Source organism: Shewanella sp. SR44-3 (assembly GCF_014163735.1).
In the GTDB taxonomy this organism is placed as follows: domain Bacteria; phylum Pseudomonadota; class Gammaproteobacteria; order Enterobacterales; family Shewanellaceae; genus Shewanella.
The window spans coordinates 292,556-318,498 of the sequence record NZ_JACJDV010000001.1 but is presented as its reverse complement, the minus strand read 5'-3'; the positions used below and the strand labels follow the sequence as shown (position 1 = coordinate 318,498).

The following is a 25,943-nucleotide window of genomic DNA, read 5'->3' as shown; positions in this document are numbered from 1 at the left end:
CGCTAAGCCTACAGCGAATAACTGGCACCAAGGAAGAATTGGCGACCAAATGACTGCAGCGTCCCTGTCTGATGGGTTTGACCGAAGTATGTCTTGTTGGCTTCATCAGTTAAGTTATTAACTTGGAATAATAACTTTAAACCTGAATCGAAGGCGTAAGAGGCTTGGTAATCAAATACGGTTTCAGCATCGAAAAAGGCCAGTTGTGATTCAACCGCAACCTGCTCTGATACGTATTCACTGCGATAACGCATACTAATGCGAGTATCGAACCCTTCATAGCCATAGAATAAGGTCGTATTTAGCACACTTTCAGACAAACCTGGCAATGGAATGCTAAGGCTTGAGCCACCTAAATCAGTGGTGAATTCAACTTCACTGTCTGAATAAGAGTAGCTGCCGCTAAAACCTAAGCCATCTAACCCATAAGGCAAGAAGTCAAACAACTGAGTATACGCAACTTCAACGCCACGGATGTAACCGCCGTTATCGTTATTTATCGCGGTTTGATATTGACCTTCATTACCAGAAACAGGGAAGGTTACGCCATCGATAACTACTTCATCTGGGACGATAAAACCCGCGTTTTTAAAGTCAAAGGGTGAGATAGTAAAATTATTGATGAAGGACTTGATGTCTTTATAGAAAAGAGCAAAAACAAATGCGCCTTCAGACTCTTCAAAGTAATGCTCATAGGATAGGTCAAACTGATCCGCATAGAAAGGATCCAATAACGGGCTTGTACTGCCCCAAGCATTGTACTTTTTAACTCCAGGTTGCGCAGCATCGTCATACCAAGAACCCACACCAGATTTAAGCTTATCGATAGGTGGACGAGCCATTACCGATGCCGCAGCAAAACGCAGCTGATCGTTAGGGGTTAAATGGAAACTTAAGTTTAAAGATGGTAAATAGTCTGTATAGGTTTTACCCATTTGAGTATAAATAAAGTTATTATTTACTACACCTCTGCCATCCGTAATATCAACGCCTTGACCGCCGCCAATTTCTTGAATTCCGTCACTGTATTGGTCAGTATTCACCACCCGAACCCCCACGTTACCAGTGACAGGTAAATCACCGATATCAAATTTAAGGTTCGCTTGCACATAGCCTGCCAATACATCTTCATTGACGCTGCCACTTTGGATCATGGTCCAGCTATTATCCCAATTCGCTGTCGGAGCAAATGGGTCTTGGCCGCTACTTGTTAATTGGGTATTGACTAAATTAACGGCTTTATCAAAATCAATACGTAAAAAGCTAGGGTAGCCCGCTAAATCGCCACCAAAATCAACTTGTTCAACCATATCCGGTGTCATTTGCAACACTGGCATATCAGCTGGGTTACTGCCAAATTCTGAACCATAACCGGCTTGTGCGCGCTGGGCATTAAATTCACGCATCGAATAGCGCACACCTATGTCAACAGAGCTGACAAAATCGTTATCTAAGGCATAATTAACATCAAATTTATAAGCCATAAGATCGTTTTGTTGATTGTATGGCCACATACCAATTTCACGCAGACCTAAGGTATTGACGTCGGTGTAGCTTTTAGCGAAATTCACATCAGCTGGGGCTAGATTATTGAGTCTATAGGTCATAGATTCGCTGGCGCGAACATTATTGGCCATATCATCATAAATAACCGCGCGGGTACCGCCATTAATAAATTTACCATCAGCGGTTGAGAAACTGATATCAGCGCTAATGGTTAAATCATCATTATTGGTCCATTCAATATTAAACGCACCAGAGGTTAAGTCAGATTGCTTAGTGTCATTATCATTGACAACGAATATGGCAAAATTATCAGTGCCATCGGTGGCGACAGTACCGCCTATCATAGAGCCGTCTTGCACTATGGCATTACTGATGTTGCCATTTTTAATTGACTTGACCCTAAAGCCTTGAGCATAGGCTTCAGATTCGAATTTTGAGTGGAAAACGTCAGCTTTCAGGCTTAAATTATCTGTAGGTTTCCAGTGAATCGCACCCATATAGCCGTCACGGGTATCATTACCGCCTTTTTGCTGGATTTCCATGCCTTCGCTCAAGGACTCTTTAGCGCCGTCGCCATTGACATCTTTTTTACCGTCATTGAAATGCAGGCCGATGAACTGATTGGCAACATAGGGCTGATATAAATGGGCATAACCTAAGGCAACACCTAAGGTTTCTTCGAGAAATTTACCTTGATAAGAGAAGCTTAAGCGATTACCAAATTCATCTGAGTCGGCAATATCTGTGGCCAAATCGTTGAAACTACCACGGACATTCAGGTTAACGCTGTGCTCTTTAGCATTAGTGAGAGGATCTGCCGTTTTAAGCTCCACAGTACCAGCAACACCACCTTCAATTAATGAAGCTTTAGGGGACTTATATACTTGAGCTTGATTGATTAATTCAGAAGGATATTGGTCGAACTCAATGGCGCGTTTACCACCTGTTGTGACTTGTTCACGACCATTAAGGGTTGCAAATACAAAGTCGCCATCCAAACCTCGGATATTAAGCCCACTTGCCTGTCCGCCAGTTCTCACCGCCGTCACACCAGGAAGCCTTGTTAGCGCATCGGCGATGGATTGATCTGGCAGTGCACCTAAATCATCGGCTGAAATCGATTCAGAAACCGTATCGCTAAAGCGTTTATTATTTAATGAAGCAATAATCGAGGTTTTGAAACCTCGTACACTAATCACTTCGATAGCTTCAGTTTGTGCTTCTTTAGTATCAGCAGTTGTTTCGACGGGTGTTTTTACATCTTCAGCAGCGTAGCCGTGCATGCTTGCACCGGCGGCAACTAACGCTAAGGTCAGCAGGCTTGGTTTAAATAGCAACATTGATCTTTCCCCTTTATGTGAACCCAGTATACCTGACGACCAAATCGAGCTCTGAGTTCTATTTATTCTTGGGCTGCGTCTTTATTGTGTTTAGCTCCCTATTGAAACCAATAAGTGCCGAAGTTATGAACAAATTGTTGCGCAGCGGTGTTGATACTACTCCTAGGGTTCTTTTCTAAACAATCGTATGCATACGTATTCAACGCTTGGGTCATAGGGGCAATAGGGCGGAAATACCTGTGTTACTCAGCTGTTTTAGGTGGTATTTTTGTTGCAGGTTATTGATAAGTATCTTGAATTAACTTTTCCGTAACCTAGGTCACGAGTTGGAATGCTTTGCATACGTATGCAAGGCTATTGAACCGAATATGGCTTCACACGTATGCTCATTTCATCATTTTAGGTGTAGTTTGTTACTGGTAAGCAACACAGAGTTAACCAAACAACATCAAGTAAGATTCTAACGAGGGGATACGATGGGGCAGTTAAGCTGGTGGCGTGGCGGGGTTATTTATCAGGTTTACCCACGCAGCCTTATGGACGCTAATGATGATGGTATTGGCGATCTTCAAGGCATAATTGCAAAACTGGATTATATTGCCAGCCTTAATGTGGATGCGATTTGGATCTCGCCTTTCTTTAAATCACCGATGAAAGATTTTGGTTATGACATCAGTGATTATCTCGCTATCGATCCTATCTTTGGCACCATGGATGATTTCGATGAGCTTATTGCCAAAGCCCATGGATTAGGCCTTAAGATCATCATAGACCAAGTGCTCAGTCACACTTCAGATGAACATGCATGGTTTGAGCAAAGCCGCCAAGACCGCAGTAATGAAAAAGCGGACTGGTACGTGTGGGCCGATCCTAAAGAAGATGGCACAGCGCCTAATAATTGGTTAGCCATATTTGGTGGCTGCGCCTGGGAGTGGGAGCCAAGGCGGCAACAGTATTACTTGCACAATTTCTTAAAGAGTCAACCAGATTTAAATTTCCACAATCCAGCGGTGCGTGATGCTGTGCTGGAGAATGTGGAATTTTGGCTGAAGAAAGGCGTTGATGGGTTTAGGCTCGATGCTATTACTTTTTGTTATCACGACCAAGAATTGCGAGATAACCCCGCAAAACCCAAGGATAAGCGTCAAGGCCGCGGCTTTAGTGAAGACAATCCTTATGCCTATCAATACCACTATTACAATAATACTCGGCCGCAAACCTTGGGGTTTATCGAGCAGCTGCGGGCCTTAATTGATGCCTATCCAGGCACCGTAACCTTAGGCGAAGTGTCATCGGAAGATTCCTTAGCCACCATGGCCGATTACACCCGGGGTGATAAGCGTCTGCACATGGCTTACAGTTTTGAGCTATTAACCAAAGATTACAGCGCCGCTTACATCCGTGAAACCGTAGAGGCCCTTGAAGCCAGTATTGGCGATGGCTGGCCATGCTGGGCTATCGGCAACCATGATGTTGAGCGGGTAGCCAGTCGCTGGAGTCAGGGGGAGGCAAAGCTGGGTCAAGTTAAGATGCTTAATGCGCTGCTGGGCTCCCTTCGAGGCAGTATTTGCACTTATCAAGGGGAAGAGCTGGGCTTAACCGAAGCCAATATCGAGTTTGAACAACTGCAAGACCCCTTTGGATTAGCATTTTGGCCTATGTTTAAGGGCCGAGATGGCTGCCGCACCCCTATGCCTTGGACCGATGCAACTGCCGGCGTGCAGCACGCAGGCTTTAGCCAAGTAACGCCTTGGTTGCCCGTTGCCGCTGCCCATGTGCCGTTAGCGGTAGATAAACAAGAGGCTGATGCTGAGTCTGCACTGCACAGTTATCGTCAATTTATGCAATGGCGCAAGCAACAAATCGCTCTTGTGGATGGCAGTATCACTTTCTTAGACATTAAGGCGCCGCTACTGGCTTTTGTGCGTGAACATCAACAACAAAGCTTGCTGGTTATCATCAACTTAACGGCTGAGACTCACGACGTATCGTTAGATGAACTTGTGCAAGATAACCCGCAATTGGCCAATATCAACAACTATAGCGTCCAAAGCGAACATGGTTTAAGCATGGCTAAGCTAGATGGGGCAAGCCGAACGTTAACATTTGCAGCTTTTGCGGTGTTTTACGCTGATAAACGTCTGGGTTAATAATGAGTTGCTTCGCGAGCTGAAGGCATATACCGCGAGTTGTGGTGACAAATTAACAAGAGTAAAAAAATAACACTATCAAAGTGATGAACAATAACAATAAGGACAGACAATATGGGTATCTCTATGGCTTCAGGCCAAACACAATCACACAGCGGAGGCGGCAATTACCGCTTTGCACTGGTGTCGCTAACTTCACTGTTTTTTATGTGGGGTTTTATCACCTGCTTAAACGACATTTTAATTCCGCACCTTAAAGCGGTTTTTTCTTTAAGTTACACCGAGGCTATGCTGATTCAGTTTTGCTTCTTTGGCGCCTATTTTTTAGTGTCATTGCCCGCAGGAAAATTAGTTAACCGTTTAGGTTATCAAAAAGGCATTGTTACCGGTTTGCTTATGGCAAGTGTAGGCTGTTTGCTGTTTTATCCTGCCGCTGCGCTGGCGACATACGGCTTGTTCTTAGGCGCATTGTTTGTACTTGCAAGTGGAATAACTATCTTGCAAGTGGCGGCGAACCCTTATGTTAACGCTCTTGGTAGCAAAGAGACCGCATCGAGCCGCTTGAATTTAACCCAAGCGTTCAATGCGCTTGGTACCACGGTGGCGCCTTTCTTTGGCGCTGTGCTTATTTTATCCGTTGCCTCAGGTGCGGTCGGGGATGTTGGTTTTGCGCAAGCAGAAGCTGAGGTGGTAAAACTACCTTATCTTATCTTGGCGGGGATGCTGGCAGCATTAGCGGTGATTTTCTCAAAACTACGCTTACCGGTTATTGAAGAGCATCAAGTGAATGCTGAAAGCCAAGCGGGCGCTAACGGCCAAGTGATTAGTCACAATGGCAAAACCAGTGCACTGCAATCGATTCACCTTGTGTTAGGTGCTGTGGGTATTTTTGTCTACGTGGGCGCAGAGGTTTCAATTGGCAGTTTCTTAGTGAGCTTTTTAGGTGAAACCGATATTGCCGGTCTTGAAGAAGCACAAGCCGCAAAGTACATCACTTATTACTGGGGTGGTGCTATGGTTGGGCGTTTTATTGGCTCAGCGGTGATGCAAAAAATCGCAGCAGGTAAGGTGCTTGCTTTTAATGCCTTGATGGCTGCGTTATTGGTATTAGTTGCCATGAATACCAGTGGCTTAATCGCTATGTGGGCAATTTTAGCTGTGGGATTATTTAACTCTATTATGTTCCCGACTATTTTCAGCCTAGCCTTACGTGATTTAGGCCCTCACAGTTCACAGGGCAGCGGCGTTTTATGTCTTGCCATTGTGGGCGGTGCGATAGTACCACTGTTACAAGGTATGATGGCAGATAGCATGGGCTTGCAACCTGCGTTTATTTTACCGGTTATTTGCTATGGCTTTATTCTCTTTTACGGTGCTAAAGGATCCAAGCTGTAAGCATGCTGACTTATGGTGGTTAATGCGGATTTAGTAAACAATAAAAATGATCACATTAGGTGGTCATTTTTATTTGATCTGTATCAATAACTATTTAGTTCTTAATTGCTTATAAACGAGTCTAAGGGTTAATCTAAATCGTTTTATGGTCGCTTTATATTATGAACGGACATTAATTAAATTTTGAAAACCCGATTTTAGTACCTAGTTGTTAGTACTTAGTCTTTAGTCATTGGTTTTAATACGGTTGTTATGCCAAGTAAGGAACATCAAGGTTAACCATTACAGGTTAATCATAATAAGCCCAATGATGGGCGTGACAGGGAGTTGATACGATGGAACGTTATTACGTTATTACGTTATTGGTGTGAACCAATGAAAGCTATTAATCATTTTTTCCGTAAAACTGCCATTGCCAATCGCTTGTTGGCTATGTGCATCGTTTGCCTTATTGCCACCTTACTCATGCTGTATTTTGCCTTTAGCCGCATGGACCAAGTATTAGTTCAGGAAAAAGAAGCCAAACTCACCGCCTTAGTGGATACCGCCATTACCTTAGTTGAAGTCTATCAGCAAGCCAGTCTCTCATCAGAGATGACAGAGCTAGAAGCTAAGAAAATGGCGTTATTGGCGCTGGATAAATTACGTTATTCCCAAAATGAGTATTTTTTCACTTTAGATAGCCAAGGGGTGATGCTGCAGCATGCTTACGTTAAAAAACTAGAAAATACCAATGTGCTTGAGGTCAAAGATCCCGAGGGCGTTAAGCTCTTCCAGTTAATGCTAGACAGGACATCACTCAAGGGTACTGCGCGGGTTGATTATATGTGGAATAAACCTGAGCAGTCTTCACCAAGCCCAAAAATGACAGTGGTAAAGCGCTTTGAGTCATGGGGCTGGATAATTGGTACAGGTGTGTATGTGGATGACATTGAGCAGCAAGAGTTGGCATTCATCAAAGCTTATTTAGTCCTGCTCGCGTTGGTGGGACTTCCCGTATTGTTGTTTTTATTTATCATAGTGCAAAGCATTTTGAGCCCGATGAAACAAACATTAGTGGCGTTTGAGAATATAGCCAAAGGTGAAGGAGACTTAACGCTACGACTTGCAGAAGAGGGCAATGATGAGCTTAGGCAGATAGCGGGTTATTTCAATGATTTTACTAGTAAAATCCAACAACTCGTCACTTCAGTATCAGGTTCAGTGTACCAGAGCCGTCATTTGGCTGGGGGCTTGTCAGATATTGCATCTAAAGCAGATAACCATGCACTGTTAGTTCAAGAGGAAACTGAGAATGTAGTTAGCGCTATTAAGCAAATTTCAGTGGCTGCCCATGATATTGCTGATAACGCTAAAGTGGCGCAGGACAACGCCAAAATTGCCGATGGCGAAGTGGTGCACACCCAAGCTTTGGTAAGAAATACTGCTGCGGAAGTTGATTTATTGTCCAATGAGCTTAGCTCTGCGGATCACGCGGTTGCAGCACTTACCGACAGCTCAAGAAAAATAGGTCAAATTTTAGCAACTATAGGTGAAATAACAGAGCAAACCAATTTGCTAGCCCTTAATGCCGCCATAGAAGCTGCGCGAGCCGGGGAGGCTGGGCGAGGATTTGCTGTGGTAGCAGGTGAAGTGCGAGTGCTGGCTAAGCGCACTCAAGATGCCACATTAGAAATCAGCAGTATTATTACGCTTATTGAGCAAGCAATAACTGGAGTGACTAAAGCCATTAGCGGCGCCCAAGGAAAATCGGCCCAAGCAGTATTGCAAACGACCGATTTGGTTGACGCTATTGGTAAAATACAGCAGGCCATTAGTCACATACTGCAGATGAGCATTCAGACCGCACTAACCACCAAGGAGCAAAGCACAGGCATTGCATCCCTGCATGAGCATATTGATAAGATTAATCACATGTCTCTTGAGAACAGGAATCAAAATACTCAAATCAGCGCAACAAGCCATGAACTCGTATCAGGTTCTAGTGCTATGGCTAATATTGTGGCTGTGTTTAAGGTTTAATTAACGGGCAACAGGACTATTATGGGCGGCTTAAGGTCGCCATAATAGATAATACTTCTGCGTAGGAAATATCGTATTGCTTGGCAAGATTGAAAATTTTTGTCTTGTAGGTTTGTACTTTCTCTTGCTTAATCTGTTCCGATTGCTTTTTTTCAACCATGTCATTTACAGCGCTTTGCAGAAGCTGCAATCGCTTCATGCTGTAATCCAAGCTTGATAAATATCCTGTCATCTGGGCTTGGGTACGGGCATGTTCTAAACTGTTATTGGTGCGCTTTTCAAAATCCATTTCATCCAATGCGCTAATCATTTGTTGCAAATTAATGTCACTAGGCATGATGCTGATACTATTAGGGTAAGAAAGCTAAATTATAGACAGTTAATTAACACAAGTCACCTAGCACCTTAGGCTATATTGTGGTTTTATAATGACTTTTTAGCTGTTTTTTTGCTCACACCTGTCATAGTACTTTTTATTCGCTCAATAAATATGTACTGTTAATTCAAGGTAACTGCAGATCGCAGTTGATCATTTGCGCACAATAGGGAGTGGTAACATGCAGCAAGCTTGGCCATCATCTGAGAGTCTTGGAGTACTAGATCCTGATATGGATGATTTACTACCGGATTTATTTGATTTATATCCTGATAAATTACAACTGGTTAATGAGCAGTGGCGTAATTATGGCGGCAAAGCCGTCTTTGCTGGTGAAGTCGTGACAGTAAGCTGCTTTGAAGATAACTCCAAGGTTAAATCGCAATTAGCACAGCCGGGTAAGGGCAAGGTATTGGTGGTGCATGGACAGGGCTCATTCGCCAAGGCCTTGCTTGGAGACATGATTGCCAAAAGTGCCTTGAATAATGGTTGGGAAGGCATAGTTATTTACGGTTGTATTCGAGATGCAGGCGCGATAGCCAAGATGCCAATCGGGGTAAAAGCTTTAGGCGTGACCCCGATTAAGACGCAAAAGCGTGATTTAGGTGAACTTAATGTGCTTATTGAGATCGGCCAAGTGTCGATAAAGCCTGGCATGATGCTCTATGCTGATTTAAATGGTGTGGCGTTAAGTGAGTCGAGGCTCATTTAATAGTGCCATTAATACTGCTAATAAATAGTGCTATGAAATCCCATCATTACTAACGCTTGGCACTAACATTAATATTAACGCTCGGCACTGGTATTAATACTCGTGCCGAGCGTTACCAAAGAGGAAAACTGATGAAGCTGATTAAATGGCTGTTTGCCATCATCGCCGCATTATGCGTGTCATTAATACTTTATATTACGCTGATATTCGATTTAAACAGTTTCAAACCTGAGCTGGTTGAGCTGGTTGAAAAGCAAACTGGCCGTGAGCTACAGATCAGCCAAGATTTAAGCTGGAGCTTCTTTCCTTCGCTCGGCATAGATTTAGGCGGCATTAGCCTGTCAAATCCCCAAGGGTTTGACACCAAAATGATGCTTGAAGTGAACACTGTGGTGGCAAGTGTTGCGCTGCAACCTTTGTTATCTAAAAAAATTGAAATTGAGCAGCTGCTATTAGATGGGGTTGAAATTAATCTTGTCACCACTAAAGACGGCCGCTCAAGCTTAGAAGGCTTAGTGAATGAAACCGCGTCTAAAGCTGACGCTAATCCAGAAACTACAACAGACAATGCCGCAGAAGAAGCTGGCTCTGCTAATAGTGCATCCCGCAATCTTGCCATCAATGAGCTTAATATTGGCGGGATAAGTGTCACTAATGCCAAGGTGAATATCATCAATTTGGCTCAAGGCAGTAAAACATCGTTGAATTTAAAAGAGTTCACCTTAGGGGCGTTCAGTTTAGGTCAAGCATCACCGCTGCATTATGAGCTTGAGATGGCAGCGAATGTAAACATCACCAGTGAAGGTAAAGGCCAGCTGACAGTGAGTCAGGATTTTAGCAAGGTGAGTATAGCGGGCCTTGAAATCAGCACCACGATGAGCGGTGATACGTTACCTCAAACTATCAATACTGTGATGCAAGGCGCGTTAAGTGTTGATCTTCATCGCCAAGCACTGCAATTGACACTGGATAAGTTATCCGCTCAAGACTTTAGCGGCAGCGCTGAACTTGATGTCAATTATGGAAAACCTATTCCAAAGATTAATCTGTCGCTGGCATTGGATGAAATGGATCTTGACCCCTACCTGCCTAAAGACTCAAGCAACGAAAGTGCGAGCACTGACACTGATGAGTCATCAAGCCCAGCAGTGGAGCCTGATTTAACCGGGTTACGCCTGATTGACCTTAACTTGTCGGTAAAAATAGCCGCCATAAAAGCCGCTAAACTTAAGACTGAAAACTGGCAGTTAGCCATGACAGTAAAAAATGGCAAGCTTGTGATTAAGCAATTTAGCCTTGACCTTTATCAAGGAAAAATGAACCTAACCGCAGCGTTGAATGCCAATCAAGGAGTTGCCAGCTATCAGTTTGAGCAGTCCCTAAGCGGAGTGCAGATAAGGCCATTATTAAAAGATGCCGCCGAGCTTGAGGTATTGTCAGGAGTTGCGAATTTTTCAATATCTGGCCATGGCAGCAGTTTAATTCCTGATAATCTAAAGCAGCAACTGCTGGCTCAAGGCAAGTTTGAAGTCGCCGATGGCGCGCTCTACGGCGTGAATGTGCCGCAAATGCTACGTACTGCCCAAGCGAAACTGAGCGGCGATCTCTCAGCGGTGGATAACCAAGAGAAAAAAACAGATTTCAGTCGCCTAACGGGTAGCTTTAATATCAAGGATGCCATCGTAACCAATCCTGACTTGGCGCTATCAGCACCTTTACTTCGTATTGCAGGGGCTGGAGATTTAGGCATCATTAGTCAAGCCATAGATTATAAACTCACCACCCGAGTTGTGGGCTCGCTTACTGGCCAAGAAGAGCAAGCTAATCCATTAAAAGGACTAGATATTCCCCTTAAAATATCAGGTACAGTACAGACACCTGAGTTTGGCTTAGATACCAGCGGTTTGTTGGATGCAAAACTTAAACAAGAAACCGATAAAGTCAAAGAGAAAGTGAAAGATAAGCTTAAAGATAGCTTGTTAAAACGCCTAGGAGGTCTGTAATGTTATCAAGCCATACTGGCAACTTGAGCTTAATTTTTGGACTTATGCTCAGTGCTAATGCTTGTGGTCATCAAGCGGAATCCATTAATGACTCCAGTGATAAAAGCCTTGCATCTGTTGTTACTGAAAAGCCAGCGGAGCAGAAACTAGCAGTCGCAGCGCTTAAAGTATCTGGCACTTTGATTAGCCAAGAGGCACAGGCGATGACACAGAACACCGTAGAAACACCCACAGTGTTGAAGGCAAGCTTAACTGGCACGGTGAAACTTGCCCCTAAGGAGTCGACGCAGCAAGCTCAAACACTTACCTTGACCTTAGTCAATCAACAGCAATATGCCGTTGCATTGCAATACAATTCAGGCATGACAGCGGATCTTTGGCTGCTGGCACCTGATGGTACTCGTTTGTGGGCGTGGAGTGATGAGATGATGTTCACTCAAGCCATCAGAAACGTGACCATGGCCAGTGGCGAGACGCTTACTGTGGAGTTTCAATTACCGGCGCATACACTGGCTAATATAAAGGGGCCTGAGTACAAGTTAAAAGCTATCCTCAAAGCCAAAGCCATGGATGACAGTAAACTCATGTTAGTTAATGAGGTGGACTATTTAATTCAATATTGATGACGTCATAGAGGATGCAGGAATAAAAACGGCAAGCCAAAGTGGCTTGCCGTTTTCTATTTCAACCCACACGGATTGTTAGGAGGTTGCTTGATTGTCGATCACAAGTTTTAAGATTTGCCCAGGTTGCAGGTAGTTATTTTTCTGCAGGCTATTCCATTCAACTAATTCAGTAACAGTGACTTTATATCTAGCTGCAATGCGGGCTAAGGAATCGCCTGAGCGCACCTTATAGTTCACTATACGTGAGGCTTGCACTGTGCTGGCTTCATTGGCCCAAATGGTCAGCTCACGACCAATTTGTAGTTTTGAACTCATGGTGAGCTGATTCCATTTGGAGATTTGCGGTATGCTGACGCCATACTTCTTGGCGATTTCCCATAATGAATCCCCAGATCTAATTTTATGGATTAACTTGGCGTTACTGGTCTTGATTTGTGGTTTACGAGCTATGACTTGGTCATTAGACATGCTGGCAAGATCAGGATCTTTAGCGGCAACAGGAATAATTAAGTAACGACCAGCCACAATACTATTATTGCCTAAACCATTACTTGAGCGAATGAGTTTTGCACTGGTTTCAAATTGATCGGCAATTTCACTGATGCTATCACCAGATTTAATTTTATAACGTACCCAATTTAAACGTGATTCGCTGTCTACCTTGGCTAATGCTTGATTAAAGAGCTTGGCTTTTTCTATGGGCACAAATAGCTGATGTGGCCCCACAGGTGAGGTGGCCCAGCGGCTAAATCCGGGGTTTATCGCTTTTAATTCTTCAATGGAAATTTGTGCCATTTCAGCGGCCAAAGATAAATCCATTTGGGATTCTGTATTCACTAAGGCTAATCTTGGAATGTCGTTAATAGGGGTTAACTTAATACCGTACTTGTCGGCATTTTTGATGACATCGGCTAAAGCCAGTAACTGTGGCACGTAATGGCGTGTGGTTTTTGGCAAAGCTAATGACCAAAAATCAGCCGATTTTCCTCGGGCTTTATTTTGCTTAATAGCAGAGAGTACCCGGCCTTCACCAGTATTGTACGCTGCAATGGCATATAGCCAATTAGCATCCATTTTTTTATGTAAATAGGTTAATAATTTAATGGCAGCGGCAGTGGATGTGGCGACATCGCGGCGGCCGTCGTACCACCAATTCATCTTGATGCCTAAGTTACCAGCGGTCGGTAAAGTAAGCTGCCATAACCCTGCGGCCTGGCCTGGTGACACAGCCATAGGATTATATGCGCTTTCAACGATAGGCAGTAAAGCCAGTTCCAGTGGCAAGTTATTCTTTTCAAGCTCGGCAATAATATATTGTAAAAACGGCGCCGCTCGGCGAGAAATGGTTTTTAAGTGTTTGGGATGCTTAATATACCACTGACGATACTCATCGACTAAGGCGCTGTCTGCGATGGGCAGTTTCATCTCTAGTGCGAGTTTTTGCCATAGATCTTGGGCCTGAACGACATCTTCTTGAATGCTAGCTAAGCTTTGATTGCCAGTGGGTTTACGGCTGTATTCAAGGGTATCTTCCAAAGAAGAGGACTGAGGCTGAGTCTGTGTTTGAGGCAAGGTCTGACAACCCGCAAGGAAGACTAAGCCGCCAGCAATTAAGTAACATGTTGATCTCATTGAAGATGGTCTTCCTTATTAGAGTCAAATACTGACTAAAAAGTGGTCATTTTCGGACACGAATTTTGCATTGTAAAACAAATCATCTCACTTGTCTTATTAAACTAATTTTATCGATGACATTTACACAAATTAAAAGTGGTCCTTCCATTTTCGAAGCAAGGTAAATGTTTGTAATTCATCAGTAACTTCGATATTGAACTGTTTAGCAACGGCCATTTTTACTTCACTGGTATGGCAACGAAGAAAGGGATTGATGGTCAGTTCGGTACTGAGTTCAGCGGGGATTGTTGGCACCTTATTATCACGGGCCTTAGTTACCCAAGAAGCATATTGAACTAAATGTGGATTGTTAGGCGTGACAGTGAGCGCAAAGTTCAAATTTGCTTGGGTGTATTCGTGAGCGCAATAAATTTTACTGTGGGCGGGTAATGATGCCAGTCTATTTAATGATGACAGCATCTGTTCTGGCGTGCCTTCAAATAGACGGCCGCATCCGGCGCTAAATAAAGTATCACCACAAAAAATGGCATCTTCGATTAAATAGGCAAAATGACCTAAGGTGTGACCAGGTACATGGATAACTTCTACATTGGACGCTAAATGAGGCAAAAACAGTGATTTTTCAGCGATGAGATGATGAGTGATGCCTTCAATGCCTTCAGCTTTAGGACCATAAACCGGTAAGTTTCCTTGGTAATGTGCTTGTAAATCCCGAATGCCGCCCACGTGATCTTGGTGCTTATGGGTAATAAGTATGCCGGCTAAGGTTAAGTTTTTCTCGTTGAGATAGGCCAGCACAGGGGCTGCGGTGCCGGGATCAACCACGTAAACAAACTCTGAATCCTGAGCGCCTAGGATCCAAATATAATTATCGTTAAAGGCAGGAATTTCCGTGATGCTAAGCATGTATTTTTCCATGACGATTCTGTTAAGCTGACAGAGTAACGGATTGTGAACTAAAAGCCAAAATCGGCTGAGGCCCAATATCCATTCTTTTAGTGCTAGAGCTTGTATTAAAGCCTGCACTAATGTCTGAAATCGCTAGGGTTTGACTTCAATGAGAACAGAGGAGGATACATGCGCTTGGTGACAAAGCCTAGACAATGGCAGCAGCTTCCCTATAGCGAGCACATCAAGCTGGCGGTTGAAACTCAGTTAGCTTCATGGTGGCCTAAAGTGTTTGGCTATCACTTGCTGAAATTGGGCTCCTTGAGTGCAGGCCTTGACAGCCAAGGCTGCAGTATTTCACGGCATTATTCTGTGTTTGATGACACTGGTGCTGACATTATTGCCGATCCGCACCACTTGCCGTTGAAAAATACCACTATAGATACAGTGCTAATGAGTTTCTTAATTGAGTTTGAAACTAACCCTTATCGTTTACTCAGGGAAGTGGATAGGGTACTTATTAGCGGTGGCTATGTGATTATTGTGGGTTTTAACCCCATAAGTCCGTTGTTTATGGGCAAAGTATTGTCACGATATCAAACAAGGCTGCCTTGGTGTGGGCAGTTTTTTATGCCATCAAGGGTGAAAGATTGGCTCGGATTGCTAGGTTATCAGGTGCTTGAAGATAGCCGTAGCTTATATCATCCCTTAATTCGCCCCTTTGCCTTTGGTCAATACCTAGAGCAAAGTCTGCAGCGCTGGCTCCCAGGTACAGGTAGCGTCTATTTTATTGTTGCCCGTAAATTGGATGCACCTTTGACGCCAATTCGCGATAAAAAACGTCCACAGCAACACAGTTGGTCGCCTGCGCCAAGTGCAGGGCGATTAGGGGATCATAAGCTGTCTTGATAGCCAATATCGATCTGTTTGGGCTTAGCTTCTGCCGCCGCTCTTGCCAGTTTATCGCAACGCTCATTTTGCACGTGGCCTGCATGCCCTTTAACCCAGCGCCAATCTATAGAGTGTCTTTGGCTAACGCTGTCTAAGCGTTTCCATAAATCAACGTTTTTAACCGCTTGTTTATTTGAGGTCATCCAGCCTTTTTTCTTCCAGCCGTGGATCCACTGGGTGATCCCTTGACGCATGTATTGACTGTCGCTGGTTAAGGTAACGACACAAGGTTCCATCAAGGCTTCCAGGGCTATGATAGGTGCCAGTAATTCCATACGGTTATTTGTAGTTAAGGCAAAGCCATCGGCAATTTCTTTTGAATGCTGTTTATATTGCATTACAATACCATAGCCTCCAGGACCTGGATTACCAAGACATGAGCCGTCGGTGTAGATATTGACTTGTTTATGTGTTGTCATCATGACTGCCTATTACGAATTTAATCCGGCGCAGTATAACGATTTTTAGATTAAGTTGATAAAGACTATGACCATTATTTCCAGCGCAAGCCGCCAGATTATTTTAGATACCGAAACCACCGGCATGAATCAAGCCGGTGGCGCGATTTACATCGGCCATAGGATCATCGAAATTGGTTGTGTTGAGGTGGTCAATCGCCGCCTTACGGGGCGTACTTACCATCAGTATATTAATCCTGGGCAACTTATTGATCCAGAAGCCATAGCGGTTCACGGTATTACCGATGAGCGGGTGGCCAATGAGCCAAGGTTCCATCAGATTGCTCAAGAATTTATTGAGTTTATTCAAGGCGCAGAGATTGTCGCCCATAACGCGAGCTTTGACGTGAGCTTTATGGATCATGAATTTTCTATGTTGCAGCCAAGAGGACCTAAGACTCATGACATCGTTGATATCCTCGACAGTTTATCCATAGCAAAACGGCTTCATCCTGGGCAAAAGAATAATTTAGATGCCTTGTGCAAGCGTTATGGCATAGATAACTCACGACGGACCTATCACGGCGCATTATTGGATGCCGAGATTTTGGCCGATGTTTACTTATTGATGACCGGTGGACAAATCAAGTTTAATTTATCCAGTGAACAGGCAGGGCAGGAAGCTGGAGGGATCCAACGACTTGATCCATCTGGATTTAATCTTAAAGTGATAGCGGCTTCTGCCGATGAACTAGTATTACACGAGTCTCGCCTTGATCTGGTGCAAAAATCCGGAAAATGCCTCTGGAGAGGATAACAACATTCCTATGAGTCTATCGCTTAGTTATTGCCGCAGTGCTTTTATTGTCTTGCTTTTAGGGGCAGTCTTTTTTTCGACTTATGCTCATGCAGAGCCAGTACCGTACACCAGTGCTAGCGAGCTTAAAAATCGCTTTAGAATCGATCATATGGTCGATGAACTCACGTTGCTGGTGCAAAGGAAATACGGCTCAGCCCCTGTGGTTATTGTATTGCCAGATGGCAGTAAATGGTATTCGACTCGCCACCCTGAGGAGGTGAAATGGGTTGACGGGATAACTGGCGACATGATCCAGATTAAAAAACCTATGCCAGGTCCTTGGCAATTATTGGGCAACGTGATTGAAGGCTCGAGCATTCAAAAAATTTCCAAGCTTGATATTGAAGTTGCACAGATCCCTCAACCGTTATTTCAAGGCGAGCGCTTAAAAGTGACGGCCAAAATGCTCGGCGATGACCTGTTAATGCGCTTACCTGGGCTTGATTTTATGCTGGAATGGACTGTACGCTTGGTCAGTAAGCATCTGCCAGAGGATGAAAACTTTTCCGCAGGTAGTATCATCGCAGGGGCTTATAAAGACAACGGTGAAGGCTTAGATGAAGCCCCAGATAATGCCGTGTTTACCAGTATGATCAACCTCAACCAGCCTTGGGGACATTACGACTATCAAGTCATCGCCAGAAATGCCGTCTTTGAGCGTGAAATTAATTACCCTATCTTCTTATCCCCGCAGCCAATTAAGGTCAATATGCTGGCCTCTGACGATCCCTTAAGTGGCGTATGGCAGCTTGAGCTTATCGTGGATGATGACTTATTAAAGCTAGAGGAGACACATTTTGAATTTGAATTAGTGGGGCCTGCAGGGCTGCAACTTCCAATCTTAATTGATGAAGTCACTCAAGCTAATACCTTATACCCACTACCTACAGCCACTGTTTTTGGCAGTTATCGAGTTAAAGGCAATGTGGTCAGCACCACCATCACAGGCCGTGAGATAGTATTAGAACTTCCAGAGTTATTTTTTAATTTTATCGAGCCTCCTGAGCCGCCTCCATCAGAGGCGGAACTTGCCGCCGTTGCTGCAGAAATTGCTAAAGTGGCTGAGCTCAAAGCTAAGGAAGACGCAATATTTTGGATAGTCACAGTAAATGTGGGGTTATTTTTGTTTGGCGTTATAGGCTTTGTTGTGTGGCGTAAAAAGCAGGCACTGAATAAAGCATTAGCGGCAGCTGAATTAAGATTAATGCAAGAGCAAGAAACCGCAGAGAAAAAAGCTGTAAGTCAGGACAATGCTGAAGTCGACTTAAACTTACCAGAAGAGAGTTAGGGACGGCGCTATAATTCAAGCTTCTTAAGGGATGATAAAAACTTTCCCCGAAAAAGATGAATAAAAAGAAGTTGAACTTTGGTTCTTCTTCTTTTTATTTACCCGCAGTGCTTACTTTTTACGTTTGATCATCTGCTGAATATAAAGGTATGTTAGCCAGATAAAGGCGCAAATGATGCCGCTAATCACACCAACTAAATGGGATTCTGTCGCGACTCTGGCGCCTATCAGCTCGACAACGCTGTCGCTTGCGCCATAGGTTTGCTCGTAACACACCTTAGCCAATACCCCTGCGAGTAAAAGATATCCTGAACGATAGCCGCGGGTGATATCCATTATGGCGCCAAAGCTAAATAAGCCATGCAGTACTCCACTTAAGCCTACGTAGCTGAGTAGTGCTGGGTAGTAGAAATACAAACCTAGGCCCTCAAACAGGCAAAGGCTTATAAATAACAGGTAGATTAGTAAGGCTTGCTTGCGATAATGCATTTCGTGGAGGAATAAAATCACCCACAGCCCTGCAAGGTTCATGGCTAAATGCCACAGGTTGGTATGGAGTAAATTACCTGTCAGCAAACGCCACACTTGACCTTGTGTAATATTGAGCCGTAGATAGCTAAAACTATCAGATACAGATGAGCCTTGAGCCGAAAACCACTCTAGCCCCCAAAATGCACTTGAGATAGCCGTGATAATGGCGGCAAATAAATACAAGGGCTTCCACAGGGAAGCGCTGTTATCCTGATTTGATTTACGCAGGCTTGCCATCGGTCTTTTGCTCTAATGAGGCCATAACGCTTGGCTTATTATTAAGATAATCATTTAAGCCGTTTTGTCTTAAATGGCAAGCTGGGCAATCGCTGCAGCCTTGACCTATGATGCCGTTGTAACAGGTTAATGTTTGCTCTTGAACTAAGGTTAGACTGTGATATTTATCTGCCAGCGCCCAAGTTTCAGCTTTATTTAGCCACATTAATGGCGTGACTAAATTAATCTGTTTGTCCATACCTAGACATAGGGCGCTTTCCATGGCGCGAACAAATTTATCGCGGCAATCAGGATAACCAGAAAAATCGGTTTCACACACCCCGGTTATCACGCTGTCAGCGCCCAATTGGTAAGCGTAAATACCTGCTAAGGTGAGGAACAAAATATTGCGCCCAGGCACAAAGGTATTGGGTAAGCCATTTTCCATCAATTCATGGGACACAGGAATGGCATCACGGGTAAGAGCTGAGATAGCTAATTCGTTGAGTAGGCTCACATCCATGACTTTGTGGCTAGTGATTTTTAAGTTGCTTGCCAAGGCTTTAGCCACTTCAATTTCTGCATCATGGCGCTGACCATAATCAAAAGTAATAGCGTGAACTTCATCAAACTGGGTGAGCGCCTGAATAAGGCATGTAGTGGAATCTTGACCACCACTGAAAACGACGACTGCTTTAGACATAGGAGTACCAAATAAAAAGGGAAAATATGACAGGCGGACACTGAGCGACGTCCATGAAGCAGGTAGGCTTGTCTTAAGTGGGGTAGTTTATCTTAAGCATAGGCCTTTACGCAAAAACTTGCAGCAGAGAGCAAAATCCACTATAAATGCCGACCCGCAAAGATTAAAGGCCAACAATGAACTATCCAGTCAACGAAGTATTCGAAACTATTCAAGGTGAAGGCTGTTTTACCGGCGTGCCAGCCTTATTCGTGCGCCTGCAAGGCTGCCCTGTGGGCTGTGCTTGGTGCGATACTAAGCAGACATGGGATGTGCTGGCCGACAACAAGGTGACTCCAGAGCAAGTGATTACCGTGGATGGCACCATAGGACGCTGGGCAAATCATGATGGCGTGAGTCTTATCGCTGCTTTTCAGGCCAAAGGATTCACTGCTAAGCATATCGTGCTAACGGGTGGTGAGCCTTGTCTTTATGATCTCAGCGACATTACCCATACCTTTATTGCGGCAGGTTATGGCGTACAAATTGAGACCAGTGGCACCTTTGAAGTGAAATGTCATCAAGACGTGTGGGTGACAGTATCGCCTAAAATCAATATGAAAGGCGGCTACAAGGTGCTTGAGCAGGCATTGGTTCGCGCCAATGAGATTAAGCATCCCATTGCCACCCAAAATCACATCGATGAACTCGATGAGTTGTTAGCGGATATTGACCTTAGCGGTAAAACCATTTGCTTGCAGCCTATCAGCCAGAAGGCGAGGGCCACCGAGCTGGCAATGAAGACCTGCATCGCCCGTAATTGGCGCTTGTCTATCCAGACTCATAAGTATCTTGATATCGATTAATGCTGTTATCTTGCCGCTAGAATTAAGGCACTTGAAATAAATAGCGCGCCCTTTGGCGCGCTATTTATTACTTTGACGGCATTAGCACTATGATTAGCTCGTCTAACTCACCATTCATCTTATTCATTATTCAATAAGGCCACATAAGTCGAAGGCGGCAAGCTTATTCTGGTACACACTGATGTCACCTATGTGCGCTTCAATCCAAGCATTATCATAATAGGTATCTAAATAACGCTCACCTGAATCGCAAAGCAAGGTCACGATAGAGCCTGTCTCACCCCGTTCACGCATTTGAGTCGCCAGCAATAGGGCACCATACAAGTTGGTACCAGTGGAGGCGCCTGTCTTGCGGCCAATAAGCTGCTCTAACCAGTGTATGGTGGCAATAGAGGCTGCATCTGGGATGCGTTTCATCTCATCCACTACGCCAGCAATAAAGGATGGTTCGACTCGAGGCCTGCCTATCCCTTCAATTCTACTGCCGCTGCAATCAGTGAGGCTGGCATCGCCACTGCGATAATACTCATAAAATACCGAATTTTCAGGGTCGACTACGCAAAGCTGAGTGGTAAGTTGTTGATACCGGAGGTAGCGACCAATGGTGGCAGATGTGCCGCCAGTCCCTGGGCTCATTACTATCCATTGGGGGATGGGATGAGGCTCTTTTTGCATCTGATTGAATATAGAATCGGCGATGTTATTGTTGCCACGCCAGTCGGTTGCACGCTCGGCATAAGTAAATTGATCCATATAATGACCATTGAGCTCTTCGGCTAATCGCTCGGATTCGGCATAAATTTCACTGCCTTTATCGACAAAATGGCATGTGCCGCCATAGAACTCAATTTGCTGAATTTTTTTCTTCGCGGTGCTCTTTGGCATCACAGCAATAAAGGGTAGGCCTAGCAGGCGAGCAAAATACGCTTCAGAAATCGCTGTGCTACCAGAAGATGATTCAATGATCGTGGTGTCTTGTTTTATCCAGCCGTTACACAGGGAGTAAAGAAACAGCGAGCGAGCTAGGCGGTGCTTTAAACTGCCAGTAGGATGGGTACTTTCATCTTTTAAGTAAATATCGACCCCTTCAAGTTGTGGCAAGGCAAGCTTGATAAGATGTGTATCGGCGCTGCGCTGAAAATCCGCTTCAATAAGCCCGATGGCGCGATTAACCCAAGACTGTGACATGGTAAAACCTTATAAACACAAAATGATATAAATCATAATAAAAAAGCATAACAATAAATAGCCCAATCGACAGTGCTTAGGAAAATAAGCTCAACAACTTAAACACAAGAGTGATTGATTGAGTCGATATGCTGGATGAGAGGTGTTTTATAACAATGCCGTGCGGTGTAAAAAGAGAGGAGGTTAAATCACAACTGAAGAGCAGCCGCCTAAAATATTAAGCGATGTTTAGGGTTAGCTGTGGGTTGTTTTTTAGCCGTAAGTGATTTAGCTGCGAGTACAGCAGAATGAGTGCTAACCCGAGAAGGTAAATTAACATTGTGAATTGAAGCGTGGATAAAAATACCAATATAGAAATGGTGGAGGGAGAAGGATTCGAACCTTCGAAGGCTGAGCCGTCAGATTTACAGTCTGATCCCTTTGGCCACTCGGGAACCCCTCCACTGATAAAGCACGTTAGTGGCTTACTAACGATGGAACCTAAAACTTTAGCATGACAAAAACTGAGTTAAAAAAGATGGTGGAGGGAGAAGGATTCGAACCTTCGAAGGCTGAGCCGTCAGATTTACAGTCTGATCCCTTTGGCCACTCGGGAACCCCTCCAACAATATCTTTTTTACTTGGACTATGCCGTACTTTCTAGCAGGTTATCCGTCATTACTCAGGAGTAATTTGATAACACACTAGACGCAAATGGTGGAGGGAGAAGGATTCGAACCTTCGAAGGCTGAGCCGTCAGATTTACAGTCTGATCCCTTTGGCCACTCGGGAACCCCTCCTCAATTGCGGCGGCAATAGTAGTCAGAAACAAAAGTTAAGTAAAGCGCAAAACTAAAATAAAACTCAAGTAATGCTTCAAGTGGTCGATTAAGTGTCAATCCCGGTAGTTAATCAACCAACGAGTTGTTTTGGTGGTGTTTTTTTATGCAAATTGAGTTTCCCCTCGTCAATGAGTCACAATGTGGTAATCGCTTGAATCAAGCGATTGAGAACCACAGACGGGGAGAGTTTGGCTTAATTTTGGCATTGCTATCGGCAGATGCCAGAGATCAGGCTCAATTTCAAATAGATAGCGATTTATCTCAAGCAGAAAAGTTAATCAAACAATTTGAACTGCCAAAATCCCAAGTCTTAATTGCAGATCTGTCGACCACTGAGCCGTTAACGGATAACGCACAGGTGTATTATCAGCAAGGCCTGCGAGGGTTTCAGTTGGCTCAAGCATTGACGCCAGAAGCCTTGGTTATTCGTGGTCATACCCCTGATGATATGGCGCTGGCGCTGAGCAATTGCGATCCTCTCACTCGGTTGCGGCAACAAGAGGCTATTCCTAAGCTGCCAGATTTTAATCAAATGCACTTCATCGACCAGCTCGCTATGCAGAGGCAGATCAGTGCCACGCTGGCATTAAGTGCCTGATCTTCTAAATTACTGAGCTGAGTTTATTTTGAAGCGGCCGATAGCGGAACTGTGAATTGGCTTTGAGTTAATGACAATAAAATCACTTAAAATAATGACTTCAAATGGGCTTGAGTGATCCTTAAGCTCTAATCATATTTATGGAGCATATCCATGACAACTAAATCAATGGCAACTAAGTCTATGACCGCATCCACGATTAACTCAACTATGGCTGATACAGTGGCAAATGAACCTGCCACAGCATCATCTGCTGAAGGCCAAAATCAAGTTAATGATAGCTGTAATACCTGTGGCAGTTTTGTCGATATAGGTACAGTTATCGAAGCCAATGATGGTGAGCTGGAAATTCGCCTGCAAGGCGAGAATGCAGAGGTTGATGCTGCTTGCTTAAAAGAGAAAGCGCTACAGAGATTTAAAAGCGTTAGCGCCTCTATGAAAAGCATAGATGATGGTGTTATATTAGCGTTAAACTTTGAATACACAGTGGAAAAAATGATTTTCCAGCTTGAGGAAAATCTCTAATTGTAACTAATTTATTCTCGGCGTTAAAAGATAGGGGAATTAAGTGAAATACACTGTGTCAATGATAAAGCGTAGAATAAGGACCAAGTTAAAGACAATACAGGGACGTTAGCATTCTTTAGATTGCTACAATTTAATTGGTTGATTTTGCAAATTAAAGCAGTCAATAGGAAGCTCATGGAATTCACTGAGCATCAGGAGCTGTTAGAAATAATAGTTAATTCTGATGCAAAAGCATTAGGTCAGTATACTCAGACAGCCAATATGTGCTGTCAGCTTCTGCTTGAACAATTTCAGGCTTTTAATGTCACTGTGTGGCATTTGCACCCACAAGATAATCACTTAACTCCAGTTGCCAGTGCCGATTTAAGTAGCCAATCTCCCCTAGCTAGCGACTTTAAGCCCATCATATCGCCTGAATATCAACAGCATCTTCATGACCATCGTTTTTTTGTCGCCATAGATGTCAGCAACGCGCCTTTTGTATCGACTCGATATTTGGAAGATGGCAGCATTAAGCAGTTACTTGATGTGGCTATTCGTATTAATGGTCACATTGAAGGTTTGCTCAGTATCGAATTCGACTCAGTGATTGAGTGGCATGAACATGATATCCAATTTGTGAGTCAAGTTGCCGATCAATTGGCATTGGCGCTTGCCACCGAACGTGGCTATGAGAAAGATGAAGATTTAACTCTTTATTTAAGTGCTACAGAACAAGCTGACCATTTAATTATTCTCGTTAATCTTAAAACTCAAATCATCAAATATGTTAATCCAGCGCATTATCGATTAACTGGACTGCCGCGCGAGCAGGTTCAAGATCAACATGTGAATAAACTCGATTTTTTCCGTGGAGCCAGTGAGCAAGTCGCTCCCATGGTCAATGCTTTGCTCAAGGGGGAGACCTTGCAAGGCGAGCGGTTACTGGTGCGCTCTGATCAAAGTGAATATTGGGTTCAATACCATGCCCGTCATTTTTTGACTCCCCGTGGTAATGATTATGCATTAGTGGCTGTACATGATATTTCATCTCAGTACCGTCATAAGGCAGAGCTTGAGCGATTAGCATGGAATTGCAACTTAACCGGTTTACATAATAGACTGCACTTCACTAGAAGCTTAGATAAATGCGCTCAAGGTGTGTTGTTCTTAGTTGATTTACTTGGTTTTAATCGCTTTAACGACACTCATGGCCATGAGCGCGGTGATGCGCTGCTCATTGAGGTTGCAAGGCGAGTTAAACATTTTGCTCGTTTCCATAATGCGATAGATGTGGCACGAATTGGCAGTGATGAGTTCGGTATCTTGTTACCTGAGGTTCAAGACCTTGAGCAACTCGAGCACTTCGTTAAGAGTCTTTATGACAAATTATTGGTCCCTGTCGTTATTGGCCGGAATAAAGTTGAGCCAAAGCCTGCCATTGCCGTGGTTAATATCGCCTGTGTAGTTGACCTATTTGCGCCACTGTCTTGCGCTGACATTGCGCTGCAACATGCCAAGCGTAAAGCACTTAAACATTACCAGATTTTTAATACCCAATTATTGGAAGCCTTTAAAGCCAATATTGAGATTGAGCGCGACTTACAGCACGCGTTAAAAGGTCGTGAGTTTGAGCTGTACTATCAACCTTTAATGGATCTTAAAACTCAGCAGTATATTGGCGCTGAAGCACTTATACGTTGGAATCATCCCAAAAAAGGTGTGTTGTATCCAGGTGCTTTTATTGAAATTGCCGAGCAAACGGGTTTAATTAATGCCATGGGCAATTGGGTACTGGAAACTGCCTGTAAGCAACTTCACCTATGGCAGCATAAGAATATCGACTTAACCATGCATGTTAATGTATCGGCACGGCAGTTTTTCAGTGGTCAGCTTTACTCCCAAGTGTGGACCTTAGTGACCCGTTATCGCATTAAGCCTAAACGCTTGATTTTAGAAATAACAGAAACAGAATTAATGAGCGATATTGATCACGCCACAAGACTCTGTAAAGAACTTGCAGAACTCGGGGTTGGCCTTGCGATTGATGATTTTGGTACCGGTCACAGCTCAATGCGTTATTTAAAACAATTCCCGATTTCAAAACTTAAGATAGACAGATCTTTTGTGATGGACATCAGTAGCAGCCATGAGAGCCGTGAGATTGTTAGTGCCATTATTGCCATGGCCAGCGCACTCAATATCTCCTTGACGGCTGAAGGGGTAGAAACCAAAGAGCAAGAAGCATTTTTGACACTAAGCGCGTGTCACCATGCTCAAGGTTTTTTATATAGCCCTGCGGTGCGGGAAAGCGAATTTAGTCACTTACTCGAATTGCACCGCAGCAAAGCACAGTCTCAACAAGTTAATTAAGCATAAGTCATC

At 44.0% G+C, this 25,943-nt stretch carries 21 protein-coding genes and 3 tRNA genes; 13 read left to right on the top strand and 11 right to left on the bottom strand.

The window, feature by feature from the left end; translation table 11 throughout:
• Positions 1–8 precede the first annotated feature (8 nt).
• On the bottom strand, positions 9–2,846 hold the full coding sequence (locus tag H5073_RS01270; protein WP_182676286.1) for a TonB-dependent receptor: 2,838 nt from the start codon (positions 2,844–2,846) through the stop codon (positions 9–11).
• Positions 2,847–3,322: 476 nt separating this feature from the next.
• Between H5073_RS01270 and H5073_RS01265 the strand changes: the two genes are divergently transcribed.
• The 3 genes from H5073_RS01265 to H5073_RS01255 all read left to right on the top strand — a co-directional run bounded on the left by H5073_RS01265 (position 3,323) and on the right by H5073_RS01255 (position 8,413).
• Positions 3,323–4,996: an alpha-glucosidase gene (locus H5073_RS01265; RefSeq protein ID WP_182676285.1), complete on the top strand. Its 1,674-nt coding sequence runs from the start codon at positions 3,323–3,325 to the stop codon at positions 4,994–4,996.
• Between the two features lie 114 nt (positions 4,997–5,110).
• Positions 5,111–6,391 (top strand): sugar MFS transporter, encoded by a 1,281-nt coding sequence (locus tag H5073_RS01260; RefSeq protein ID WP_259394768.1) that lies wholly within the window; start codon positions 5,111–5,113, stop codon positions 6,389–6,391.
• A gap of 375 nt (positions 6,392–6,766) precedes the next feature.
• Positions 6,767–8,413 (top strand): methyl-accepting chemotaxis protein, encoded by a 1,647-nt coding sequence (locus H5073_RS01255; RefSeq protein WP_182676284.1) that lies wholly within the window; start codon positions 6,767–6,769, stop codon positions 8,411–8,413.
• Between the two features lie 19 nt (positions 8,414–8,432).
• Here the strand turns inward: H5073_RS01255 and H5073_RS01250 are convergent, their stop codons facing one another.
• Positions 8,433–8,750, bottom strand: coding sequence for a hypothetical protein (locus tag H5073_RS01250; protein WP_182676283.1), 318 nt, complete (start codon positions 8,748–8,750; stop codon positions 8,433–8,435).
• 271 nt (positions 8,751–9,021) lie between these two features.
• Here H5073_RS01250 and H5073_RS01245 point away from each other — a divergent pair, with 271 nt between their 5' ends.
• The 3 genes from H5073_RS01245 to H5073_RS01235 all read left to right on the top strand — a co-directional run bounded on the left by H5073_RS01245 (position 9,022) and on the right by H5073_RS01235 (position 12,127).
• Positions 9,022–9,501, top strand: coding sequence for a putative 4-hydroxy-4-methyl-2-oxoglutarate aldolase (locus H5073_RS01245; protein ID WP_182676348.1), 480 nt, complete (start codon positions 9,022–9,024; stop codon positions 9,499–9,501).
• Between the two features lie 131 nt (positions 9,502–9,632).
• Entirely contained in the window at positions 9,633–11,504 is a 1,872-nt protein-coding gene (locus H5073_RS01240; protein WP_182676282.1) for an AsmA family protein, read from the top strand.
• Positions 11,504–12,127, top strand: coding sequence for a BsuPI-related putative proteinase inhibitor (locus H5073_RS01235; RefSeq protein WP_259394767.1), 624 nt, complete (start codon positions 11,504–11,506; stop codon positions 12,125–12,127). The genes H5073_RS01240 and H5073_RS01235 overlap by 1 nt, the downstream gene beginning before the upstream one ends.
• 78 nt (positions 12,128–12,205) lie before the next feature.
• Here H5073_RS01235 and H5073_RS01230 read toward each other — a convergent pair whose 3' ends face one another.
• Both H5073_RS01230 and gloB read right to left on the bottom strand, forming a co-directional pair.
• Positions 12,206–13,762, bottom strand: a complete 1,557-nt coding sequence (locus H5073_RS01230; protein WP_182676281.1) for a LysM peptidoglycan-binding domain-containing protein — start codon at positions 13,760–13,762, stop codon at positions 12,206–12,208.
• 132 nt (positions 13,763–13,894) lie between these two features.
• Positions 13,895–14,671: a hydroxyacylglutathione hydrolase gene (gene gloB, locus H5073_RS01225; protein ID WP_182676280.1), complete on the bottom strand. Its 777-nt coding sequence runs from the start codon at positions 14,669–14,671 to the stop codon at positions 13,895–13,897.
• A 171-nt stretch (positions 14,672–14,842) separates the two neighbouring features.
• Here gloB and H5073_RS01220 point away from each other — a divergent pair, with 171 nt between their 5' ends.
• Entirely contained in the window at positions 14,843–15,562 is a 720-nt protein-coding gene (locus H5073_RS01220) for a methyltransferase domain-containing protein (protein ID WP_182676279.1), read from the top strand.
• Here the strand turns inward: H5073_RS01220 and rnhA are convergent.
• Positions 15,547–16,023, bottom strand: coding sequence for a ribonuclease HI (gene rnhA, locus H5073_RS01215; protein ID WP_182676278.1), 477 nt, complete (start codon positions 16,021–16,023; stop codon positions 15,547–15,549). The genes H5073_RS01220 and rnhA overlap by 16 nt on opposite strands.
• A gap of 67 nt (positions 16,024–16,090) precedes the next feature.
• Here rnhA and dnaQ point away from each other — a divergent pair, with 67 nt between their 5' ends.
• Together dnaQ and H5073_RS01205 are read left to right on the top strand one after the other, a co-directional pair.
• Complete coding sequence (gene dnaQ, locus H5073_RS01210; RefSeq protein WP_182676277.1) at positions 16,091–16,819, top strand: DNA polymerase III subunit epsilon; 729 nt, start codon at positions 16,091–16,093, stop codon at positions 16,817–16,819.
• 10 nt (positions 16,820–16,829) lie between these two features.
• Positions 16,830–18,149 (top strand): TIGR03503 family protein, encoded by a 1,320-nt coding sequence (locus H5073_RS01205; protein ID WP_182676276.1) that lies wholly within the window; start codon positions 16,830–16,832, stop codon positions 18,147–18,149.
• A gap of 111 nt (positions 18,150–18,260) precedes the next feature.
• Here the strand turns inward: H5073_RS01205 and rrtA are convergent, their stop codons facing one another.
• Positions 18,261–18,917, bottom strand: coding sequence for a rhombosortase (gene rrtA, locus H5073_RS01200; protein WP_182676275.1), 657 nt, complete (start codon positions 18,915–18,917; stop codon positions 18,261–18,263).
• On the bottom strand, positions 18,901–19,599 hold the full coding sequence (gene queC / locus H5073_RS01195) for a 7-cyano-7-deazaguanine synthase QueC (RefSeq protein WP_182676274.1): 699 nt from the start codon (positions 19,597–19,599) through the stop codon (positions 18,901–18,903). The genes rrtA and queC overlap by 17 nt, the downstream gene beginning before the upstream one ends.
• A gap of 176 nt (positions 19,600–19,775) precedes the next feature.
• Between queC and queE the strand changes: the two genes are divergently transcribed.
• On the top strand, positions 19,776–20,444 hold the full coding sequence (queE, locus tag H5073_RS01190) for a 7-carboxy-7-deazaguanine synthase QueE (RefSeq protein WP_182676273.1): 669 nt from the start codon (positions 19,776–19,778) through the stop codon (positions 20,442–20,444).
• Positions 20,445–20,570: 126 nt separating this feature from the next.
• Here the strand turns inward: queE and H5073_RS01185 are convergent, their stop codons facing one another.
• The 4 genes from H5073_RS01185 to H5073_RS01170 form a co-directional block, all read right to left on the bottom strand.
• Positions 20,571–21,632: a PLP-dependent cysteine synthase family protein gene (locus tag H5073_RS01185; RefSeq protein ID WP_182676272.1), complete on the bottom strand. Its 1,062-nt coding sequence runs from the start codon at positions 21,630–21,632 to the stop codon at positions 20,571–20,573.
• A 357-nt stretch (positions 21,633–21,989) separates the two neighbouring features.
• Positions 21,990–22,074: transfer RNA gene (locus tag H5073_RS01180), tRNA-Tyr, on the bottom strand.
• Positions 22,075–22,150: 76 nt separating this feature from the next.
• A tRNA-Tyr gene (locus H5073_RS01175) sits at positions 22,151–22,235 on the bottom strand.
• Positions 22,236–22,326: 91 nt separating this feature from the next.
• Positions 22,327–22,411: transfer RNA gene (locus H5073_RS01170), tRNA-Tyr, on the bottom strand.
• A gap of 145 nt (positions 22,412–22,556) precedes the next feature.
• Between H5073_RS01170 and H5073_RS01165 the strand changes: the two genes are divergently transcribed.
• The 3 genes from H5073_RS01165 (at position 22,557) to H5073_RS01155 (ending at position 25,931) form a co-directional block, all read left to right on the top strand.
• Positions 22,557–23,051 carry a VC2046/SO_2500 family protein gene (locus H5073_RS01165; RefSeq protein ID WP_182676271.1) on the top strand — a complete coding sequence of 165 codons (495 nt, stop codon included), beginning with the start codon at positions 22,557–22,559 and terminating at the stop codon, positions 23,049–23,051.
• Between the two features lie 153 nt (positions 23,052–23,204).
• Positions 23,205–23,576, top strand: coding sequence for a YfcZ/YiiS family protein (locus H5073_RS01160; RefSeq protein ID WP_259394766.1), 372 nt, complete (start codon positions 23,205–23,207; stop codon positions 23,574–23,576).
• Between the two features lie 177 nt (positions 23,577–23,753).
• Positions 23,754–25,931 carry an EAL domain-containing protein gene (locus tag H5073_RS01155; RefSeq protein WP_182676270.1) on the top strand — a complete coding sequence of 726 codons (2,178 nt, stop codon included), beginning with the start codon at positions 23,754–23,756 and terminating at the stop codon, positions 25,929–25,931.
• Positions 25,932–25,943: the final 12 nt, after the last annotated feature.

Coding starts and splice junctions, on each gene's coding strand:
- H5073_RS01270 (WP_182676286.1), bottom strand. CDS start 2,846: ATGTTGCTATTTAAACCAAGCCTGCTGACCTTAGCGTTAGTTGCCGCC.
- H5073_RS01265 (WP_182676285.1), top strand. CDS start 3,323: ATGGGGCAGTTAAGCTGGTGGCGTGGCGGGGTTATTTATCAGGTTTAC.
- H5073_RS01260 (WP_259394768.1), top strand. CDS start 5,111: ATGGGTATCTCTATGGCTTCAGGCCAAACACAATCACACAGCGGAGGC.
- H5073_RS01255 (WP_182676284.1), top strand. CDS start 6,767: ATGAAAGCTATTAATCATTTTTTCCGTAAAACTGCCATTGCCAATCGC.
- H5073_RS01250 (WP_182676283.1), bottom strand. CDS start 8,750: ATGCCTAGTGACATTAATTTGCAACAAATGATTAGCGCATTGGATGAA.
- H5073_RS01245 (WP_182676348.1), top strand. CDS start 9,022: ATGGATGATTTACTACCGGATTTATTTGATTTATATCCTGATAAATTA.
- H5073_RS01240 (WP_182676282.1), top strand. CDS start 9,633: ATGAAGCTGATTAAATGGCTGTTTGCCATCATCGCCGCATTATGCGTG.
- H5073_RS01235 (WP_259394767.1), top strand. CDS start 11,504: ATGTTATCAAGCCATACTGGCAACTTGAGCTTAATTTTTGGACTTATG.
- H5073_RS01230 (WP_182676281.1), bottom strand. CDS start 13,762: ATGAGATCAACATGTTACTTAATTGCTGGCGGCTTAGTCTTCCTTGCG.
- gloB (WP_182676280.1), bottom strand. CDS start 14,671: ATGCTTAGCATCACGGAAATTCCTGCCTTTAACGATAATTATATTTGG.
- H5073_RS01220 (WP_182676279.1), top strand. CDS start 14,843: ATGCGCTTGGTGACAAAGCCTAGACAATGGCAGCAGCTTCCCTATAGC.
- rnhA (WP_182676278.1), bottom strand. CDS start 16,023: ATGACAACACATAAACAAGTCAATATCTACACCGACGGCTCATGTCTT.
- dnaQ (WP_182676277.1), top strand. CDS start 16,091: ATGACCATTATTTCCAGCGCAAGCCGCCAGATTATTTTAGATACCGAA.
- H5073_RS01205 (WP_182676276.1), top strand. CDS start 16,830: ATGAGTCTATCGCTTAGTTATTGCCGCAGTGCTTTTATTGTCTTGCTT.
- rrtA (WP_182676275.1), bottom strand. CDS start 18,917: ATGGCAAGCCTGCGTAAATCAAATCAGGATAACAGCGCTTCCCTGTGG.
- queC (WP_182676274.1), bottom strand. CDS start 19,599: ATGTCTAAAGCAGTCGTCGTTTTCAGTGGTGGTCAAGATTCCACTACA.
- queE (WP_182676273.1), top strand. CDS start 19,776: ATGAACTATCCAGTCAACGAAGTATTCGAAACTATTCAAGGTGAAGGC.
- H5073_RS01185 (WP_182676272.1), bottom strand. CDS start 21,632: ATGTCACAGTCTTGGGTTAATCGCGCCATCGGGCTTATTGAAGCGGAT.
- H5073_RS01165 (WP_182676271.1), top strand. CDS start 22,557: ATGCAAATTGAGTTTCCCCTCGTCAATGAGTCACAATGTGGTAATCGC.
- H5073_RS01160 (WP_259394766.1), top strand. CDS start 23,205: ATGACAACTAAATCAATGGCAACTAAGTCTATGACCGCATCCACGATT.
- H5073_RS01155 (WP_182676270.1), top strand. CDS start 23,754: ATGGAATTCACTGAGCATCAGGAGCTGTTAGAAATAATAGTTAATTCT.